Origin of the sequence: Atlantibacter sp., assembly GCF_032062175.1 — a bacterium.
GTDB lineage: Bacteria > Pseudomonadota > Gammaproteobacteria > Enterobacterales > Enterobacteriaceae > Atlantibacter.
In genome coordinates, this window is the sequence record NZ_DAMBQK010000001.1 from 365,390 (window position 1) to 385,159 (window position 19,770).

General features: G+C 53.7%; 15 protein-coding genes. 7 read left to right on the top strand and 8 right to left on the bottom strand.

Features of this window, described 5'->3' with window-relative positions; genetic code table 11:
* Window positions 1-37: 37 nt before the first annotated feature.
* Window positions 38-733, bottom strand: coding sequence for an aquaporin Z (aqpZ, locus tag RT120_RS01675; RefSeq protein ID WP_312978632.1), 696 nt, complete (start codon window positions 731-733; stop codon window positions 38-40).
* A gap of 383 nt (window positions 734-1,116) precedes the next feature.
* On the opposite strand from aqpZ, the gene RT120_RS01680 reads away from it, so the two are divergent.
* Entirely contained in the window at window positions 1,117-2,775 is a 1,659-nt protein-coding gene (locus RT120_RS01680; protein ID WP_312978634.1) for an ATP-dependent endonuclease, read from the top strand.
* On the opposite strand, the gene RT120_RS01685 is transcribed toward RT120_RS01680, so the two are convergent.
* Window positions 2,772-3,731: a VirK/YbjX family protein gene (locus RT120_RS01685; RefSeq protein WP_312978636.1), complete on the bottom strand. Its 960-nt coding sequence runs from the start codon at window positions 3,729-3,731 to the stop codon at window positions 2,772-2,774. The two genes, RT120_RS01680 and RT120_RS01685, sit on opposite strands and share 4 nt — an antisense overlap.
* A gap of 153 nt (window positions 3,732-3,884) precedes the next feature.
* Between RT120_RS01685 and macA the strand changes: the two genes are divergently transcribed.
* Together macA and macB are read left to right on the top strand one after the other, a co-directional pair.
* Window positions 3,885-5,000 carry a macrolide transporter subunit MacA gene (gene macA, locus RT120_RS01690; RefSeq protein ID WP_312978638.1) on the top strand — a complete coding sequence of 372 codons (1,116 nt, stop codon included), beginning with the start codon at window positions 3,885-3,887 and terminating at the stop codon, window positions 4,998-5,000.
* On the top strand, window positions 4,997-6,937 hold the full coding sequence (gene macB / locus RT120_RS01695; RefSeq protein ID WP_312978640.1) for a macrolide ABC transporter ATP-binding protein/permease MacB: 1,941 nt from the start codon (window positions 4,997-4,999) through the stop codon (window positions 6,935-6,937). The genes macA and macB overlap by 4 nt, the downstream gene beginning before the upstream one ends.
* A gap of 73 nt (window positions 6,938-7,010) precedes the next feature.
* Here macB and cspD read toward each other — a convergent pair whose 3' ends face one another.
* Window positions 7,011-7,235, bottom strand: a complete 225-nt coding sequence (cspD, locus tag RT120_RS01700; RefSeq protein ID WP_312978642.1) for a cold shock-like protein CspD — start codon at window positions 7,233-7,235, stop codon at window positions 7,011-7,013.
* A gap of 325 nt (window positions 7,236-7,560) precedes the next feature.
* On the opposite strand from cspD, the gene clpS reads away from it, so the two are divergent.
* Window positions 7,561-7,881 carry an ATP-dependent Clp protease adapter ClpS gene (gene clpS, locus RT120_RS01705; RefSeq protein ID WP_312978644.1) on the top strand — a complete coding sequence of 107 codons (321 nt, stop codon included), beginning with the start codon at window positions 7,561-7,563 and terminating at the stop codon, window positions 7,879-7,881.
* 28 nt (window positions 7,882-7,909) lie between these two features.
* Complete coding sequence (gene clpA / locus RT120_RS01710; RefSeq protein WP_312978646.1) at window positions 7,910-10,183, top strand: ATP-dependent Clp protease ATP-binding subunit ClpA; 2,274 nt, start codon at window positions 7,910-7,912, stop codon at window positions 10,181-10,183.
* Between the two features lie 159 nt (window positions 10,184-10,342).
* Here the strand turns inward: clpA and RT120_RS01715 are convergent, their stop codons facing one another.
* The gene (locus RT120_RS01715) at window positions 10,343-11,638 is read right to left on the bottom strand and encodes a cytoplasmic protein (protein WP_312978647.1); all 1,296 of its coding nucleotides are present in this window, start codon (window positions 11,636-11,638) and stop codon (window positions 10,343-10,345) included.
* A gap of 115 nt (window positions 11,639-11,753) precedes the next feature.
* Here RT120_RS01715 and RT120_RS01720 point away from each other — a divergent pair, with 115 nt between their 5' ends.
* Window positions 11,754-13,304: a bifunctional UDP-sugar hydrolase/5'-nucleotidase gene (locus RT120_RS01720; protein WP_312978648.1), complete on the top strand. Its 1,551-nt coding sequence runs from the start codon at window positions 11,754-11,756 to the stop codon at window positions 13,302-13,304.
* Window positions 13,305-13,356: 52 nt separating this feature from the next.
* Window positions 13,357-14,892 (top strand): aryl-sulfate sulfotransferase, encoded by a 1,536-nt coding sequence (locus tag RT120_RS01725; RefSeq protein WP_312978650.1) that lies wholly within the window; start codon window positions 13,357-13,359, stop codon window positions 14,890-14,892.
* Between the two features lie 139 nt (window positions 14,893-15,031).
* Here RT120_RS01725 and infA read toward each other — a convergent pair whose 3' ends face one another.
* The 4 genes from infA to cydD form a co-directional block, all read right to left on the bottom strand.
* Window positions 15,032-15,250 (bottom strand): translation initiation factor IF-1, encoded by a 219-nt coding sequence (gene infA / locus RT120_RS01730; protein ID WP_001040187.1) that lies wholly within the window; start codon window positions 15,248-15,250, stop codon window positions 15,032-15,034.
* Between the two features lie 264 nt (window positions 15,251-15,514).
* Complete coding sequence (aat, locus tag RT120_RS01735; protein ID WP_312978652.1) at window positions 15,515-16,222, bottom strand: leucyl/phenylalanyl-tRNA--protein transferase; 708 nt, start codon at window positions 16,220-16,222, stop codon at window positions 15,515-15,517.
* A gap of 31 nt (window positions 16,223-16,253) precedes the next feature.
* The gene (cydC, locus tag RT120_RS01740; protein ID WP_312978654.1) at window positions 16,254-17,987 is read right to left on the bottom strand and encodes a heme ABC transporter ATP-binding protein/permease CydC; all 1,734 of its coding nucleotides are present in this window, start codon (window positions 17,985-17,987) and stop codon (window positions 16,254-16,256) included.
* The gene (cydD, locus tag RT120_RS01745; RefSeq protein ID WP_312978656.1) at window positions 17,988-19,754 is read right to left on the bottom strand and encodes a heme ABC transporter permease/ATP-binding protein CydD; all 1,767 of its coding nucleotides are present in this window, start codon (window positions 19,752-19,754) and stop codon (window positions 17,988-17,990) included.
* Window positions 19,755-19,770: the final 16 nt, after the last annotated feature.

Below are 19,770 nucleotides of genomic sequence, written 5' to 3' on the forward strand. Positions count from 1 at the left end.
TATGCAAAAGGCCTGCGTTTAGCAGGCCTTTCAGGGATTAGCTGCGTTTTTCAAGCAGCGTGCGGTAAATAACGCCGCCGAAAATGCCGCCGATAATGGGCATTACCAGGAACAGCCAGACCTGTTGCAGCGCCCATCCACCCTGGAAAATGGCCACCGCCAGACTGCGTGCCGGGTTTACTGAGGTGTTGGTCACTGGAATGCTGATCAAATGGATTAATGTCAGCGCCAGGCCGATAGCAAGCGGCGCAAAACCGACCGGAGCGTTTTTATCCGTCGCGCCATGAATAATCATCAGGAATGCGCAGGTTAATACAAATTCAATAATCATCGCGGATTGCAGGGAATATCCGCCAGGTGAATGTTCACCATAACCATTAGAAGCAAAACCGCTGGCAGCGGCATCAAAACCCGCTTTCCCGCTGGCGATTAAATAAAGCACGGCTGCCGCGAGAATACCGCCGATAATTTGCGCAATAATATAACCGAGAATATCTTTCGCCGGGAAACGACCGCCTGCCCATAATCCTAACGTTACTGCCGGATTAAAATGGCCGCCGGAAATATGACCTACCGCATACGCCATCGTTAACACCGTTAAGCCAAATGCCAGTGCCACACCGGTAAAGCCAATTCCCAGTTCAGGAAATGCCGCTGCCAGTACGGCGCTGCCGCAGCCGCCAAATACCAGCCAGAAGGTGCCAAACCCTTCAGCCATTAATTTCTTAAACATACCCACCTCAGTATTTAATAGATAAACATTTCTAATCAGTTGCGATTGATTATTGTGATTTTAAAAGACACTATTCAACGATCGCTAAATAGTAAAAGCGGCAGTATTTTAAGGAGGGTCACTCAATAATGACCAGATAAATAAATGCCCTTAATTTGACCAAAAACAAATTGATTATTCGTGGTTTAATCTCTTTCCTATTGATCACGATATTCTCAGGGGCTTTTCTTATTAAAAAATATAAAAATTAACCAACGCTCAATAATATATCAATACGACGGCATAAATCATTCAACATGCTTTGCGCGTTACGGTGACAGCGATGAAAACCTGCCGCTATACTGCCATGCTATAAAGGACAGAAAGCTACAACGGGAGAGAATATGTTCCTTGAGCGCGTAGAGATAGTGGGTTTTCGCGGCATCAATCGATTGTCGTTAATGCTGGAACACACCAATGTGCTGATTGGTGAAAACGCCTGGGGTAAATCAAGCCTGCTGGACGCATTGACATTGCTACTGGCACCGGGTGCCGATCTCTACCATTTTACGCGCGATGACTTTTGGTTCCCGCCAGGGGATATTCATGGCCGGGAACATCATCTGCATATCATTCTGACCTTCCGCGAAACCCAGCCAGGCCGCCATAACGGGCGGCGCTACCGCCATCTGAACGAGGTCTGGGATCGCGGCGATGATGGCTACGCGCGGATTTATTACCGTCTGGAAGGCGAACTGGCCGACGATGGCGCGGTCATGACGCTGCGCAGCTTTCTCAATAGCCGGGGCGAGCCGCTGGACCTGGATGATATCGATAATCTGGCCTGCCATCTGATTCGCCTGAACCCGGTACTGCGTTTACGTGATGCGCGTTTTATGCAGCGTATCCGCACCGGTACCTTGCCTGGCGCACCGGAAGTGGAAGTCACTGCCCGCCAGCTCGATTTTTTGGCCCGCGAACTGGTGGCGCGCCCGCAAAATCTCACCGATGGTCAGATCCGCCAGGGGCTGTCGGCGATGGTGCAATTGCTGGAACACTATTTCGCCGAGCAGAGCAGCGACCAGGCGCGCCACCGTTTGCTGCGTCGCCGTTCTCATGACGAACAACGCAGTTGGCGCTACCTGGACGTGATAAACCGCATGATCGACAAGCCAGGCAGCCGCACCCACCGAGTGATCCTGCTGGGCCTGTTTTCCACGCTGTTACAAGCGAAAGGAACGGTAAAACTGGATCGCGACGCGCGTCCGCTGCTGCTGGTGGAAGACCCGGAAACCCGGCTGCATCCGATCATGCTCTCCGTGGCCTGGCAACTGCTGAATTTACTGCCGCTGCAAAAAATCACCACCACCAACTCCAGTGAACTGCTGTCACTGACGCCTGTTGAACAGGTGTGCCGCCTGGTGCGTGAGTCTGCGCGGGTTTCTGCCTGGCGTCTGGGGCCGGGCGGCCTGAATGCCGAAGACAACCGCCGCATTGCGTTTCATATCCGTTTTAACCGCCCGGCGGCGCTGTTTGCCCGCTGCTGGTTGCTGGTGGAAGGGGAAACCGAAGTCTGGGTAATTAACGAACTGGCGCGCCAGTGCGGCCACCATTTCGATGCCGAAGGGGTCAGGGTGATTGAATTTGCCCAGTCGGGTTTAAAACCGCTGATTAAATTCGCCCGGCGGATGGGTATCGAATGGCACGTGCTGGTGGACGGCGACGAAGCCGGTAAAAAATATGCCGCTACGGTACGCAGCATCCTGAATAACGACCGCGACCATGAACGCGAACATCTCACCGCGTTGCCCGCCATGGATATGGAACACTTTATGTATCGCGAAGGCTTCTCTGATGTCTTTCACCGCGTGGCGCAACTGCCGGAAAACATCCCGATGAATATGCGCCGGGTGATCGCGAAGGCGATCCACCGCTCTTCAAAACCGGACCTGGCGATTGAAGTGGCGCTGGAAGCAGGGCGGCGGGGCGTGGACGCCGTACCGCACCTGCTGCGCAAAATGTTTTCCCGCGTGCTATGGCTGGCGCGGGGACGTGCCGATTAACGCGTGCTGATGCCTGAGACAACCTGCGCCGCAAGGCTATCGAGAAGCTCATAGCGGCGACGGTATTCGGCGCGCTTCTTACTGGCGATCTCCTCCATGGGTTTACGGGTGATCGCGTTTGGCAGCATAAAATACCCGTCATCGCCGGGATCGCCGCCCATCGACAGCCAGAAGCTGTCGTAATCTGCATGCAGCTTGTCTTTTTTCTTTTTGGCGTAGCGCCAGTTGCGGTAAATATGCGTGTCATTACCCACGGCCTGAATCTGCGTGGCTTTCAACAGCGGCGCTAAATGGCAGGCAGTTTCCAGCAGCAGACGCTTCGGGAACAGCCCGTGACAGGCTTTGGTGGCGGTCTGGATGTTTTCATGCGGCACCCAGTTTTTCGCGCCCTGCAATCCACCGATAAACAGCGTCGGTTTGCCGTTGCGCTGGCACAGCGTAAAGGTCATTTCCGCCAGCACGGTGTCATTGTGATCACAAAAGACCAGCGTAGACTCGCCTTCTTTATCCAGCATCGACAGTGCCGCGAGCTGGATGCGGTACTGCTCCCCGTTCTTGCCGGTTAACTGCGCCAGGCTTGCGCCCTGACTTGACCAGTGCGACAGCAAAAGCGTTGCGGGTAAAAGCTGGATTAATTGTTTATAGTGAAAATCCAGCGCCGCCTGCGCCTGATGTCGGCTGGTATTCACTGACAGATAGGGGCGGTGTAACCGGCAAGGCAAGCCTGGTTGCGCCTGCAACAGCGCGTCCAGATGCGGCTGGCTGGCCAGTAAATTGAGCAACTTTTTTGTCGCTACTGGCGTGGCTAATGCGCGCAGCAGAAATTTTTGGCGGTAGCGGCGGTTTTGCCAGGCGCTGCCGGGCATCCACTGGCCTGTTACGAGCAATTTAAACAGCTGCCAGCCGGTGCGTGGTGCGTATTGTTCGAAGTGAGTAGTGTCGATAAAAGTGGACATGGCAGTAGCTCGATAGTTAAACGAGCCTGTATTTGAGCAGAGCCAAATTCAATGAAAATTCAATAAGTACGGGCGTAGCAGGGTAGAATCGTTCTTGTTGAGGGTGCGTTTAGCTAAACGCAATGGACAGATGACTAAAGAGACCCGGGATTTATGCGTTTTAAGGGAAAATTCAAAAAGCGGTATCTGGTGTTGGCGGTTGTGGTATTGCTCGCGGGGATAGGGGCCTGGAAAACGTTGAACGCGCCGCAGCCCCAGTACCAGACCCTGATTGTCCGCAAAGGCGATCTGGAGCAAACCGTGCTGGCGACCGGCAAACTCGACGCGCTAAAAAAAGTCGACGTAGGTGCGCAGGTCAGCGGTCAGCTTAAAACGCTGTCGGTAGAAATTGGCGATAAAGTGAAAAAAGACCAGCTTTTGGGGGTAATTGACCCTGAACAGGCGGAAAACCAGATTAAAGAAGTGGAAGCGACGTTGCAGGAACTGCGCGCGCAGCGCCAGCAGGCAATGGCGGAAATGCAGCTGGCGAAAGTTACCCTGGGCCGCCAGCAGGCGCTGGCTAAAACCCAGGCCATTTCCCGCCAGGATCTGGATACTGCGGCCACCGAGCTCACCGTCAAGCAGGCGCAAATCGGCACCATCGACGCGCAAATCAAGCGTAACCAGGCTTCTCTGGATACCGCCAAAACTAACCTTGATTTCACCCGGATCATCGCCCCGATGGCGGGCGAAGTGACGCAAATTACCACGCTGCAAGGCCAGACGGTGATCGCAGCGCAACAGGCACCGAACATTCTGACGCTTGCCGATCTCAGCACTATGCTGGTGAAAGCCCAGGTGTCGGAAGCGGATATTATTCATCTGCGTCCGGGGCTGAAGGCGTGGTTTACCGTGCTGGGCGACCCGTTAACCCGCTATGAAGGGGTGCTGAAAGATATCCTGCCGACGCCGGAAAAAGTGAATGACGCGATTTTCTATTACGCCCGTTTTGAAGTGCCGAATCCGCAAAGCGTACTGCGGCTGGACATGACTGCCCAGGTCCATATCCAGCTCAGCGGGACGAAAAACGTGTTGACGATACCTCTGTCGGCGCTGGGCGACCCGATCGGCGATAACCGCTACCGCATCACTATTATGCGTAACGGCGAGACCCGCGAGCGCGAGGTGACTATCGGCGCGCGTAACGATACCCAGGTACAAATCGTCAAGGGCCTGGAAGAGGGTGAAGAAGTGGTCACCGGTAAAACCATGCCCGGAGCGGCACAATGACGGCATTGCTTGAACTGACCGATATCCGCCGCCAGTATCTTTCTGGCGGCGAACCGGTCGATGTGCTGAAAGGCGTGACGCTAAGTATTCACGCCGGTGAAATGGTGGCGATTGTCGGTGCCTCCGGCTCGGGCAAATCCACTCTGATGAATATTCTCGGCTGCCTTGATAAGCCGACATCTGGCCGTTACCGCGTGGCGGGCGTTGACGTTTCAACGCTCAACAGCGATGAACTGGCGCAGCTGCGTCGCGAGCATTTTGGTTTTATCTTCCAGCGCTACCACTTGCTGTCGCACTTAACGGCGGCGCAAAACGTCGAGATCCCGGCGATCTACGCAGGCGCTGGCCGTAAAGCCCGCCAGCAGCGCGCCCGTGAACTGCTCGAGAGGTTAGGGCTGGCGGCACGTGTGGATTACTCACCGTCGCAGCTGTCCGGCGGCCAGCAGCAGCGCGTCAGTATCGCCAGGGCGCTAATGAACGGCGGCCAGGTGATCCTCGCCGACGAACCCACCGGCGCGCTGGACAGCCATTCCGGCGAAGAGGTGATCGCCACGCTGAAACAGCTGCGCGATAACGGTCATACGGTCATTATCGTTACCCACGATCCGGCGGTGGCTGCCCAGGCCGAGCGAGTCATCGAAATCCGCGACGGCGAAATCATCAGCAACCCGCCCGCCGTAACGGGCCGCGCCGCAGCGAAGATTGAGCGCACGCCGATAGAAAGCGGCTGGCAGCAGTTTACCAGCGGCTTTCGCGAGGCGTTCACCATGGCGTGGCTGGCGATGGCGGCCAATAAAATGCGCACCCTGCTGACCATGCTGGGGATAATCATCGGCATCGCGTCGGTGGTGTCTATCGTGGTGGTGGGCGACGCGGCGAAGCAACTGGTGCTGGAGGATATTCGCTCTATCGGCACCAACACCATTGATATTTATCCCGGTACTGATTTCGGTGATGACGATCCGCAGTACCAGCAGGCGCTGAAATACGACGATCTGGTGGCGATTCAGAAACAACCCTGGGTGCGTTCAGCGACGCCTGCGCTGTCCAGCAACCTGCGGGTGCGTTACGAAAATAAAGACGTGGCGGCCAGCGCCAACGGCGTCAGCGAGCAGTATTTTAACGTTTATGGCATGACCTTCAGCGAAGGCGGCACCTTCAATCAGGCGCAGCATCAGGGCCGCGCCCAGGTGGTGGTGATTGATGAAAACACCCGCCGCCAGCTATTCCCCAATAAGCTCAACGTGGTGGGCGAGGTGATCCTGGTGGGTAATATGCCTGCGACCATCATCGGCGTGGCCCAGGAGAAACAGTCGATGTTCGGCAGCAGTAAAATCCTGCGCGTCTGGCTGCCGTACTCTACTATGTCGGGCCGGGTAATGGGCCAGTCATGGCTCAACTCCATTACCGTGCGGGTCAAAGAGGGCTATAACAGCCAGGAAGCCGAGCAGCAGCTTGCGCGCCTGATGTCCCTGCGCCACGGCAAAAAAGATTTCTTCACCTGGAATATGGACGGCTTCCTGCAAACGGCGGAACGAACCACCCGTACGCTACAGCTGTTTTTAACCCTGGTGGCGGTGATTTCGCTGGTAGTTGGCGGGATCGGCGTGATGAACATCATGCTGGTGTCCGTTACTGAACGGACGCGGGAAATCGGCATCCGGATGGCGGTTGGCGCGCGGGCCAGCGATGTATTACAACAGTTTCTCATCGAGGCGGTGCTGGTCTGCCTGGTCGGCGGCGCACTGGGCATTGGGCTATCCTTACTTATCGCTTTTACCTTACAGTTGTTCCTGCCCGGCTGGCAGATCGGCTTTTCGGGGCTGGCGCTATTAACGGCGTTTGTCTGTTCTACCGCCACCGGTATCTTGTTTGGCTGGCTGCCGGCGCGCAACGCCGCGCGGTTAAATCCGGTGGATGCGCTGGCGCGGGAGTAATCTCAGAAAAAGTAAAATGCCAGCGCGGAGGCTGGCATTTTAGGTGTGGGATGTACACAATAAAACAGACGCGTTAAGCGACTGCCGTCTCTGCTTCCAGAGGAACGATGAGGCTGGCATGGTTGCCTTTGGGCCCCTGATGTACATCAAACCTGACAACTTGTCCGGCTTTGAGCGTACGGTAACCATCCATCTGGATGGTGGAATAGTGGGCGAATATGTCTTCGCCGCCGCCTTCAGGGCAGATAAAACCAAACCCTTTGGCATTATTGAACCACTTAACAGTACCCGTCTCCATGCTTCGACATCCTTCATGAATCTTATAAGTAAGATGGAATGAACCGGTGGGTGAGGGTGCGCTGTTCAAAACCTCGCCAACTCACGCCTGTACAATTTAGAGAAATCAGGCAACGCGTCAAGCGTCTGACGGGGTGAAATGGACAAGAATCAGTCAAAATTTTGAAGCAGTTAACGCTATTGCCATTAATGTGACAATGTTCGCGGATAGCAACGATAGATGATAGTTATCTGTAAGTTAAGGTAGATTCAAATGGCGTATAACTGGATGAGCAGCGGGCTGACGGCCTGCTTACTGTTTAGTTAACCAGCGATGAAAGTGGGCAATGGGTAAGACGAACGAATGGTTGGATTTTGAGCGACTGGCGGAAAATAAGCTCGATGAGGGGCTAAAACCGCCATCTATGTATAAAGTTATGTTAATGAACGATGATTACACGCCAATGGAATTTGTTATTGACGTGCTACAAAAGTTCTTTTCTTATGATGTAGAGCGTGCAACACAATTGATGCTGACGGTTCACTATCAAGGGAAAGCCATCTGCGGCATTTTCACCGCAGAAGTCGCTGAGACCAAAGTGGCGATGGTGAATCAATATGCCAGGAAGCACGAGCATCCGTTGCTGTGTACGCAGGAACTAGCCTGAACGGCGAATTATATTGAGGGGGGTGCCTATGCTCAACCAGGAACTGGAACTCAGTTTAAACATGGCTTTCGCCAGAGCGCGCGAGCACCGACATGAGTTTATGACCGTCGAGCATCTGTTACTGGCTTTGCTCAGTAACCCATCGGCCCGCGAAGCGCTGGAAGCGTGTTCTGTGGATCTGGTGGCGCTGCGACAGGAACTTGAAGCCTTCATCGAACAAACCACGCCCGTGCTCCCGGCGAGCGAAGAGGAGCGCGACACCCAGCCGACGTTGAGTTTTCAACGCGTGCTGCAACGCGCCGTATTCCACGTACAGTCGTCAGGCCGTAGCGAAGTGACAGGCGCGAACGTGCTGGTGGCAATTTTCAGCGAGCAGGAATCCCAGGCTGCCTATCTGCTGCGTAAACATGAAGTCAGCCGTCTTGACGTGGTGAACTTCATTTCTCACGGCACGCGCAAAGATGAACCGCATCAATCCAGCGGCTCAGAAAATCCAGTTAACGAAGAGCAAGCAGGCGGGGAGGAGCGTATGGAAAACTTCACCACCAATCTCAACCAGCTTGCGCGCGTCGGCGGAATAGACCCGCTGATTGGCCGTGATAAGGAGCTGGAGCGGGCAATCCAGGTGCTGTGCCGCCGTCGGAAAAACAACCCGCTGCTGGTGGGTGAATCCGGAGTCGGTAAAACCGCCATCGCCGAGGGCCTCGCCTGGCGTATTGTTCAGGGTGACGTGCCGGAAATCATGGCAGACTGCAATATCTATTCGCTGGATATCGGTTCGCTGCTGGCGGGCACCAAATACCGCGGCGATTTTGAAAAACGCTTTAAAGCCCTGCTTAAACAACTGGAGCAGGATACCAACAGCATCCTGTTTATTGATGAGATCCACACCATTATTGGTGCGGGCGCGGCGTCGGGCGGGCAGGTGGATGCCGCCAACCTGATTAAACCGCTGCTTTCCAGCGGCAAAATCCGCGTGATCGGCTCTACCACCTATCAGGAATTCAGCAATATTTTTGAAAAAGACCGCGCTCTGGCGCGTCGCTTCCAGAAAATTGACATTACTGAGCCGTCGGTCGAAGAAACGGTGCAGATCATTAACGGTCTGAAACCGAAATACGAAGCGCATCACGATGTGCGTTATACCGCCAAAGCAGTGCGTGCCGCCGTGGAGCTGTCGGTCAAATACATCAATGACCGCCATCTGCCGGATAAAGCTATCGACGTCATCGACGAAGCCGGTGCCCGTGCTCGCCTGATGCCGGTAAGCAAGCGCAAGAAAACCGTCAACGTGGCGGATATCGAATCGGTGGTGGCGCGTATTGCCCGTATCCCGGAGAAAAGCGTCTCGGCCAGCGATCGCGATACCCTGAAGAGCCTTGGCGACCGCCTGAAAATGCTGGTATTCGGCCAGGATACCGCTATTGAGGCCTTAACCGAAGCCATCAAGATGAGCCGTGCCGGTCTGGGTCACGACCGTAAGCCGGTGGGTTCATTCCTGTTCGCCGGGCCGACCGGGGTGGGGAAAACCGAAGTCACCGTCCAACTGGCGAAATCGCTGGGGATTGAACTGCTGCGCTTTGATATGTCCGAGTATATGGAACGCCATACCGTCAGCCGTTTGATTGGCGCGCCTCCGGGCTATGTCGGGTTCGACCAGGGCGGGCTGCTGACCGATGCCGTTATCAAGCATCCCCATGCGGTCCTGCTGCTTGATGAAATCGAAAAAGCGCATCCGGACGTGTTTAACCTGCTGTTGCAGGTGATGGACAACGGTACGCTGACCGACAACAACGGCCGCAAGGCGGATTTCCGCAATGTGATCCTGGTGATGACCACTAACGCCGGTGTCCGTGAAACCGAGCGTAAGACCATCGGTCTTATCCAGCAGGACAACAGCACCGACGCGATGGAAGAGATCAAGAAGATCTTCACGCCGGAATTCCGTAACCGTCTGGATAACATTATCTGGTTCAACCATCTCAGCACCGAGGTGATTCATCAGGTGGTCGACAAGTTTATCGTCGAACTCCAGGTGCAACTGGATCAGAAAGGCGTTTCTCTGGAAGTGAGCCAGGAATCGCGTGACTGGCTGGCAGAGAAAGGGTACGACCGGGCGATGGGCGCACGTCCAATGGCGCGCGTTATCCAGGACAACCTGAAAAAACCGTTGGCTAACGAACTGCTGTTCGGTTCGCTGGTGGATGGCGGCCAGGTAACGGTGGCGCTGGATAAAGAGAAGGGCGAATTGACCTATCACTTCCAGAGCGCGCAAAAGCACAAGCCGGAAGCGGCGCACTAATTGCGGTCACGTTGAAAACCCGGGCATTAGTCTTAATGCCAATCGGTTAGGAATTGGTTGACCGATCCGGTAGCTGTGCAAAATCCGTAATCTCGCAGGGATTACGGATTTTTTATGCTATATGATGCAGCCTTTAGGCGAACCGCTAACTGACAAGTATTAGGCATTAGCCCGGTTTTTTATGCGGGATTGATTATAAACCCAGGCAAGGCAGACCAGGTGCTGGCTTGCTACGTTGGCGCTCAGGCTGGCCGCGTTAATCCACCAGGGTTGAGACGCTAACCAGGAAAAAAAGGCGTTACAGCTGGATACCGACACAAGCGAGGGGATTGTGGTCCCAGGCTGGCCAGTCAATAACCCCACCATTTTAGTCGACGCCCCGTTTCCCCACTGTTGCCACACATTATCCCACCATCCGATGCGCCATGTGCCGTTGTGGTTTAGGGGGCCTTGTGGCGTGCCTGGAGGCATAGATTCTTCCACCACAAACCAAAGGTGCGTTGCACCAGCCCGAACTTCCTGCGCCCAGGCGGTGATAGCCGCGCCGCGTAAAACGCATTCATGGACAAGATAATGTTCGTCGACACAAGCGAAACGGCGCTTAAGACGCTGGAAATGCCCATGGATAGCGATGACGGGGCGAACGATATCCCCCCGATCGTTGCGTTTGAGGACGGCACTTCCGTAATTAATCTCATCAAACTGGCTGCGCTTCATGAACTGAACTTCCTGAAGCTTTACTCTTTCCAGCACTGGCTTGAAATCAGCTTGAGCAGCGGGTGCGGATAAATGCGCGGAAGGCTGATAGTGCAGCGTCTCGTCAGCACGCCAGGCAGCATAGTTGGTTGTGACTTGTAAAATATCGCCTGTGATTGCATCCGCGCTAACGATGATATAAAGCAGCTGATTCGCTTTTTGCCCCTGAAAGGCAATCCGCCCGGTTCCCGTCGCCATTTTTGTTACGCTTGCAGGCGAAGGGCACAAGCGTTGTTCGCACCAAAGGGCCGCCAGGGAAAGTTCGCGATAATGCGTGGTATCGTTACGGTGAATCCCCTGGCGAAGCTGTGCCAGTATGCGGGTTATCTTTTCGTTGTTAACTGACGTCGTCTGCTGTGGGGTAAAGACTTTTTTGCAGCGTCGGCACTGGAGCCGGGTTTTTCCAGCCCTGGTTCTCCCGTACCGAATAGTCTCGGTGCTATAACAGCCTGGGCAGCCTTGTCCGGTTGCGCCGAGATTTCTCTGCATAAAATGCGAGAACCAGTGATTGCACGCTTGTTCATCGAACCACGGCGGCAAGCCTCCACACTTTACGCACTCCAGCGCTTTATAGCCCAGACGGTAAACAGGAAAAACATAGTCGACAGCATCCGCTATCCCCAGATTAGGGCAGGACCAGCTTTTACACACATTTAAACGGATCTTAAAATTGCTTTCCATCGCCTTAAACCAACTCATATTGTTTGTTCATGATTTTTATAGGCTGCAGAAATAAGCTGTCGTGAACAGAGTCACAAATTTCATTCACCTGTTTATGAAAATAGCTATCTCTTTTTTTAATTAAGGATGAACGATGAAACGCACAGTGATTTCTACTCTGTTAATGATGAGTTTTTCTGCAAGCGTTATGGCGCAGGATGTCACTATTATTTACACTAACGACCTGCACGCGCATGTTGAGCCTTATAAAGTCCCATGGATAGCAAAAGGTGAAAGACCAGTGGGTGGATTTGCCAATATTTCCACGCTAGTTAAGCAGGAAAAAGCCAAAAATAAAGCAACGTTTTATTTTGATGCGGGTGATTATTTTACCGGGCCTTATATCAGTAGCATGACGAAAGGCAAAGCAATAATTGATATTATGAATACGATGTCCGTGGATGCCGCATCAGTCGGTAATCATGAATTCGATCATGGTTGGGATAACACGCTATTGCAGTTGAGTCAGGCGAAATTCCCTATCCTGCTTGGCAATGTCTTTTATCAAAACAGCCAGCTACCGTTCTGGAATAAACCGTATACCATCCTGGAAAAAGACGGGGTAAAAATTGGTGTTATCGGTTTGCACGGTGTATTCGCATTTAATGATACGGTGTCAGCGTCGATGCGTCAGGGCATTGAAGCGCGAGATGAAGTCAAGTATCTCCAGCACTATCTCGATGAATTACACAATAAAGTGGATCTTACGGTTGCGCTGATTCATGAAGGCGTACCGGCCCGTCAGTCAAGTATCGGCAACACCGATGTAAAACGTGCGCTGGATAAAGATATTCAAACTGCAAAAAATGTGAAGGGCCTGGATATTCTAATCACTGGGCATGCTCATGTTGGTACGCCGGAGCCTATCAAAGTCGGAAATACTTTGATTCTCTCGACAGATAGCGGCGGGATTGATGTCGGTAAATTGGTATTGGATATCAACCTGAAAACCCATCGCCATGAAACGAAGAATTTTGAGCTTAAAACGATCTATGCCGATCAGTGGAAACCCGATCCCGTCACCCAGCAGGTGATTGATGACTGGAATAAAAAACTCTCCAAAACCGTTCAGCAAAAAATTGGTGAAAGTCCGATTAACCTGACCAGGGCGTATGGCGAATCTTCGCCGCTGGGTAATTTATTCACTGATGCGATGATAGCGGCGGCACCGGATGCGCAAATCGCCCTCACTAATTCCGGCGGGTTGCGCGCCGATCTGAATGCTGGCCCTGTTACGCTTGGCGACATTATCAGCGCGTTTCCTTTCCCCAATGAATTAACTGTGATGGACTTAACGGGGAAATCCTTACGCGACCTGATGGAGCATGCTGCTTCGCTTAGCAATGGCGTATTACAGGTCTCTCAAGGCGCAGAGATGCGTTATGACACACATAAGCCAGCCGGGCAGAAAGTTGTCTCTTTTACCCTTGATGGCAAACCTATTGAAGATTCAAAAACCTACCGTGTTGCAACCAACAGTTTTCTTGCTCCGGGCGGGGATGGTTTTACCGCATTCACTGAAGGGAAAAATAAGCAAGTACGCGGAGGCTATAACCTGTCGGATGCCGTTATCGAATATCTGAAAAAAGGTCATACCATCGATCCTCAGAAGGTTAACGAAATGCGTGTGGCTGAAAGTAAATAATATTTCTTAATCAGATGGTCATTTGACGTTATTTCATAAAAAGGAGAATCATATGTCGGTTGTTTATATTGGAACTACGCTCGCCCCGGCGAACAATCAGTTGGCTGCTTATGTTAGCTTTACCAGCGATGAACCGGTAATTTATTCTTATAAAGTGATAAAACGGTCGACCAGTTCAACCAGTATGGATTTTAACTATACGCATAATGAATGGGTTACTACTATTAACAGCGTGATAAAAGTCCCTGTTATTGGCCTTTATGCAAATTATAACAATGAAGTTCAGTTTATATTCACAAACGAGGCTGGTGCCGAGGTCTACAACAAGGTGATCAACATCAGCACCCTTGGGCAGAGCTATCGTGAGTCGACAATATTTCATCTCGCTATCAACCAAACCGATCCGGAAAAATTTTCAACTGTATGGGACAACAGTTGGTTAATGACCACACTTTGCGATGGCTACGATCAGAACGGTGATTTACGTTGTTATTACGCGTTGCCTTATCGAAACCAAATGTTAAAAACCCATAATGGGTATTTCTACATCGGCAGTGACGAAGATGAACACTGGTATGGGCGGCGTTTTTATAAAATAGATATTCTGGGAAACGAAATTCTTGAGTATCAATTACGCGATTCCGATGGCAACCTCTATGCCAATACACACGATTTGGTATGGGATTCCACAGGGGCGCTATATATGATTGGTAACGATAGCCCTGACCGGTCCACCAATACCATGCGACAGGATGCGTGGATTTTAAAATTCAACGATCTGACGGGGAAAATGATTTGGGCGAAGAATTATACCCGTGAATTTGATGATGCTAATATCCTGAATAACAGCCCAACCAATGATGCCCATCTTAATTCGCTGTGCTGGCTTCCCGCGAGTAGCGTGAATAGCGAAGCAATTATTGTCCATACCCGTTCTACAAGTGTTACTTTCGGAATATCGCCTGATGATGGGCGTATTTTATGGACAATCAATACCGGGGGGGTCAATCCCCAGTTCCCGAAAGGTCAAGCGGTAACCCGGTTAGACACCGCGGGGATCATCAATAAAGAGAATGGTGCGCATACTGTTTTGATTACCGCTAACAGTGCATTTGATGGTTTTACTACCTCAGGCCCAGGAAAATTTGTCTTTTCTGTTTTTGATAATCGATCCTGTATGGACAGTGACGGCGTACCCGTCACGCGACCCATTACAGAAGATGCCAGTTCAGCCGCCTTCCAGACTAAACCGGCGCGGGTACTGTTTTATCGAGTCGATCTTAACGCGAACACGGTGGTGGAGGATACGCATTCGCCCATCGAATTACCTGCAACGCCGGTTCCACAGATCACCGATTTTATGGGGGCGGTATTTGATCACAACGATCACTACACAATATACACAAACCATGCGCGTTCGTTTTTCATCAGCGATGTTAACGGGAATATTATCGCCAGTATTTATGATGTGATCTGCACGCTAGACGGCTATCCCGAATTCCCCGGTGAATGCTACCGGGCCAGGCTTTTTGCCCGCAATGAGCTGACTGACTTAGTGAATACAGCGGTTGTGGCAGCTAATGGCTAAGCCTGTTTGACACCAGGGTAGTAAGTATAAAAATAAAGCCGGGTTACCCGGCTTTATTATTTTAGAAAGTCACGGCCTGTGCATGTGCTGACGCGTTGTGACCGACAGGCTGTACGCTGAGTGCGTACAGTAAAAATGCTTAGCGACTACGGAAGACAATGCGGCCTTTGCTCAGGTCGTACGGGGTCAGTTCAACAGTCACTTTGTCGCCCGTCAGAATGCGGATGTAGTTTTTGCGCATTTTACCGGAAATATGAGCAGTAACCACGTGACCGTTTTCCAACTCAACGCGGAACATGGTATTAGGCAACGTTTCCAGAACGGTACCCTGCATTTCAATATTGTCTTCTTTGGCCATCTAATCCTCTGGGGTATCACTACCAATGTTTTGAACCGGCAAGATAATGCCCAAGTTCACCAAATATGTAAAGATTTTGCGGTTGATAAACCGGCAAAGTTGATTCTTCGCATGACCCGATGATACGGGATTAACCGCATCCAGAACGCAAACGTAAAGGGGAAGTAGAGCCTAAACAGGGGATCCTAAACGGCGGCGGGTAATGTGAAGAGTTTTCTCTGCGGGCAAGAGTATAGCACTCTCCCATAAAATATGCGGAAAACATTATTTATTGCCGGTATCAAACAGCACTTTAGGTACCCAGCAGTGCGACGGCAGCGGCTGTGGTTTCAGCAGGCTGAGGTAGTTCAGGTAATCGCGCCGGGCAATCTCCACCGCGCCCAGCGACGCGGTATGGTTATTCAGTACCTGGCAATCAATCAGCTTGCCGCCCTGACGGATAAAATAGTCACAAAATACCAGCAGCGCGGTTTTAGACGCATTCTCGCGGCGGCTGTACATCGACTCGCCGCAAAACAGCGCGCCCTGCGCGACGCCGTACATGCCGCCCACCAGCCGATCCTGATGCCACACTTCAATCGAATGCGCATGGCCGAGTTCGTGCAGCCGTACGTAAGCGGCCAGCACCTCCGGTGTGATCCACGTGCCTTCGCTACGATCGCTGGCGCAGGCGTCGATCACCTCGTCGAAAGCGTGATTGAGCGTCACCCGGTAGGGCGAGTGGTTGTGAAAGCGCCGCATGCTGCGGCTAAGATGAAACTGGTCGGGGAACAGCACGGCACGCGGATCGGGCGACCACCACAAAATCGGATCGCCCGGCGAAAACCACGGGAAAATACCACGCTGATAGGCCATTAACAGACGCGCAGGGCTGAGATCGCCTCCGAGGGCCAGCAGGCCATTCGGCTCCCGCAATGCACCTTCCGGCGACGGGAAGGTGATTGACTCACGAGAAAGCTGAACCAGACGCATCTTACCAGGCTCCACCGCAGGACGTTATCGTTCAATCATAGACTACGGAGGATTGGCGAAACTGGTAATATCGACCCTGTTTCGCCATCAATTCGTCATGATTTCCACTTTCAATAATTTGGCCATTATCCATCACCACGATTTGGTTGAAATCAGCCAAACCGCGCAGACGATGGGTGATCATTAATACGGTTTTATTGGCCGTCACCTTATCCAGCAGGGCTAAAATTTGCTGTTCGGTTTCGGCGTCCAGCCCTTCCGTGGGTTCGTCCAGTAGCATCATTGGCGCATCATGGAGCAGGGCGCGGGCAATCGCCAGACGGCGCAGCTCGCCGCCGGAAAGCTGGCGGCCACCTTCGCCCAGCCAGCTGTTTAAGCCGCTGTCTTCCAGCAGCTTATCAAGACCCACCAGGCGCAGCGTATCGGCAAGCCGCGCGTCGCTGGCCTGCGGCGCGGCAAGCAGCAGGTTATCGCGCAGTGTGGCGCTAAACAGATGTACGCGTTGCGGCACCACGCTCATGCTGGCGCGCAACGCGTCTTCGCAGTATTGCGTCAGCGGGCGGCCTGCAAGCGTGATTTCGCCAGACTGCGGGTCCCAGGCGCGGGTAAGCAACTGCAACAGCGTTGATTTACCGCAGCCGGTTCGGCCCAGCAGCGCCACGCGCTCCCCGGCGTTCAGAGTCAATGACACCTGATAGAGCGCCGGTTGCGCCTGCTGAGAGTAGCGGAAACTCACGTTATTGAATTGGACAGCCGTCTGCTCTGGCGCGGCAATTGTCGCGTCAGTAAAGGTGACGTCAGGTTGCTGTTCAGTCAGTTGCGTCACGCGCAACGCGCTGGCGATCACCTGGCCTAAATGCTGGAATGCGCCTGTCACCGGGGCCAGCGCTTCAAACGCCGCCAGCGCACAGAACACGAACAGCGCAATCAGCGCGCCAGGCTGGGTATTGCCGCCCACGCCGCCCGCCGCCATCCACAGCATCAACACCACGGTCATACCGCTAATCAGCATCATCACGCCCTGCGACAGAGCCGTCAGCCCCGCCTGGCGGCGCTGGGCTTCCTGCCACTCGCTTTCCGTGGCATCCAGCGTCTCGCGATAGCGATCGGCGGCGTTGAAAATGGTCAGCTCCGCATGGCCGATCAGCCACGCCGTTAATTGTTGGCGATACTGCGCACGCAGCGAGGTGAGCGCTTCGCCAGTCCCTTTACCGGCGCGATAGAACAGCGGAGGCAGCAGCAGTACGGTCAGAAACATAATTCCGCCAAGCGTCATCGCCAGCGTCACGTCCAGCACCGACAGCCCAACGGCAACCACCAGAATCACCACCAGTGCCCCCACCAGCGGCGAAATCACCCGCAGATAGAGATGGTCAAGCGTGTCCACGTCTGCCACCAGGCGGTTAAGCAACTCGCCCTGGCGAAAACGGGCAATACCGGAAGGGGAGAGCGGCAGCACTTTGGTAAAGGTGTACACCCGCAGATGGGCCAGCACCCGGAACGTGGCGTCATGGCTCACCAGACGCTCGAAATAACGCCCCGCAGTACGGGTGATCGCCGCGCCGCGCACCCCGGCGGCGGGTAGCATGTAGTTAAAGCTGTAAACCCCGGCCACGCCCACTACGGCGGAGGCGGATAAGAACCAGCCAGACAGCGTCAGCAAACCGATGCTGGCCAACAGGGTAATAATCGCCAGCACCACGCCGAGGCTGAGCATCCATTTATGACGCTTATACAGCGCCAGGTAGGGAATCAACGCGCGCATTTAAATTTCCTCCTGACGATGGGCGAGCAATGCAGCAAAGTGACTATTCGCACTGGCGAGCATGTCGAAACGACCCTGTTCGACGATATGGCCGTTACGCATCACCCAGATCTCATCCCACTCGCTGATGTAATCGAGCTGATGGGTTACCAGCAATGTGCTTTGGTTGCGCGACGCCGCGTTAAGCGCCTGCATGACTTTCATTTCGCTATGGGCGTCAAGGCTGGCGGCGGGTTCATCCAGCATCAACAGTTTGCACGGCGTCAATAACGCGCGCGCCACGGCGACGCGCTGGGCTTGCCCCACGGATAAACCTGCGCCCTGGTCGCCAATTGGCGTGTCAATGCCCTGGGGTAACTGCGCGATAAACTCGTTAACCGAGGCGTTCTCCAGCGCGTTTTGCAGCGCGTGCTCGCTGGCATCAGGTGCGGAAAGCAGCACATTGTCGCGCAACGTGGCGGCAGGCAACTGGGGATTTTGCCCCACCCAGCTTAAAACCTCGCGCCAGGCCTGCGGATCGAGATCGCGCAGCTCAATATCATTGACCGTCAGCGAGCCTTCATAAGGCAAAAAGCCCGACAGAACATTGAGCAACGAACTCTTGCCCGCGCCGCTTTGCCCGACAATGGCGACTCGCTGGCCCGCGCCAAGCGTAAAGGTGAGCGGGCCCGCCAGCGCATTGCCTTCCGGCGAAAGCACAATCAAATTATGGGCGCGCAGCGTGATCGGGTCGTTATTGCTGAGCTTAAAGGTGCCGCGCGTCGCGCTTTGTAGCGGCGATTCGAGGAACGTCTTCAGGCTATCCGCCGCGCCAACCGCCTGGGCTTTCGCGTGGTAGAACGTGCCGAGATCGCGTAGCGGCTGGAAAAATTCCGGTGCCAGAATCAGTGTCAGGAAGCCTGCGAACAGCGTCACGCCGACGCCATAGTGGCCGAAATCGAGCTCGCCCAGATAGGAAAAGCCGAAATATACCGCCACCAGCGCAATGGATAATGAGGTGAAAAACTCCAGCACACCGGAGGACAAAAACGCCAGGCGCAGCACTTCCATGGTGCGGCGGCGGAAATCTACCGACGCCTCGCGGATATTTTCGGTTTCCGCTGCGCCACGGTTAAACAGCCTCAGGGTTTCCAGACCGCGTAAGCGGTCAAGAAAGTTGCCGCTCAGACGCGCCAGCGCGGCAAAGTTGCGGCGGTTCGCATCGGCAGCACCCATACCCACCATCGCCATAAACATGGGAATTAACGGCGCGGCGCATAACAAAATCAGCGCGGCGGCCCAGTTCACCGGGAAAATCACCAGCACGATTAACAGCGGAACCGCCCCTGCCAGCGCCATTTGCGGCAGATAGCGAGCATAGTAATCATGCATGTCATCAATTTGTTCAAGGATTAATGTGGCCCAACTGCCAGCGGGTTTACCGCTGATCCAGGCCGGACCTGCTTCCTGGAGACGGTCCAGTACCAGGCGGCGTACTTCCCGGCGAATATGTACCCCAGCGCGAAAGCCCACCTTTTCCCGCACCCACACCAGCCAGGCGCGCAGAATAAAAATCAGCACCAGCAGGACGAAAGGCAGCAGCAGTGCTTCCCTGGGGATGTTTTCCATGATCATGTGGTTAAGGATGCGGGCCAGAATCCAGGCCTGGGCAATGATCAACAGCCCGGTCACCACGCCCAGCAGACGCGAGAGATTCAGCCAGCGACGGGAAATTACACTTTGCTGTTTTAACCAGCGGATCAATTCTTGTTGGCGGGATTTATTCATCGGGTTGTAAGCAGGC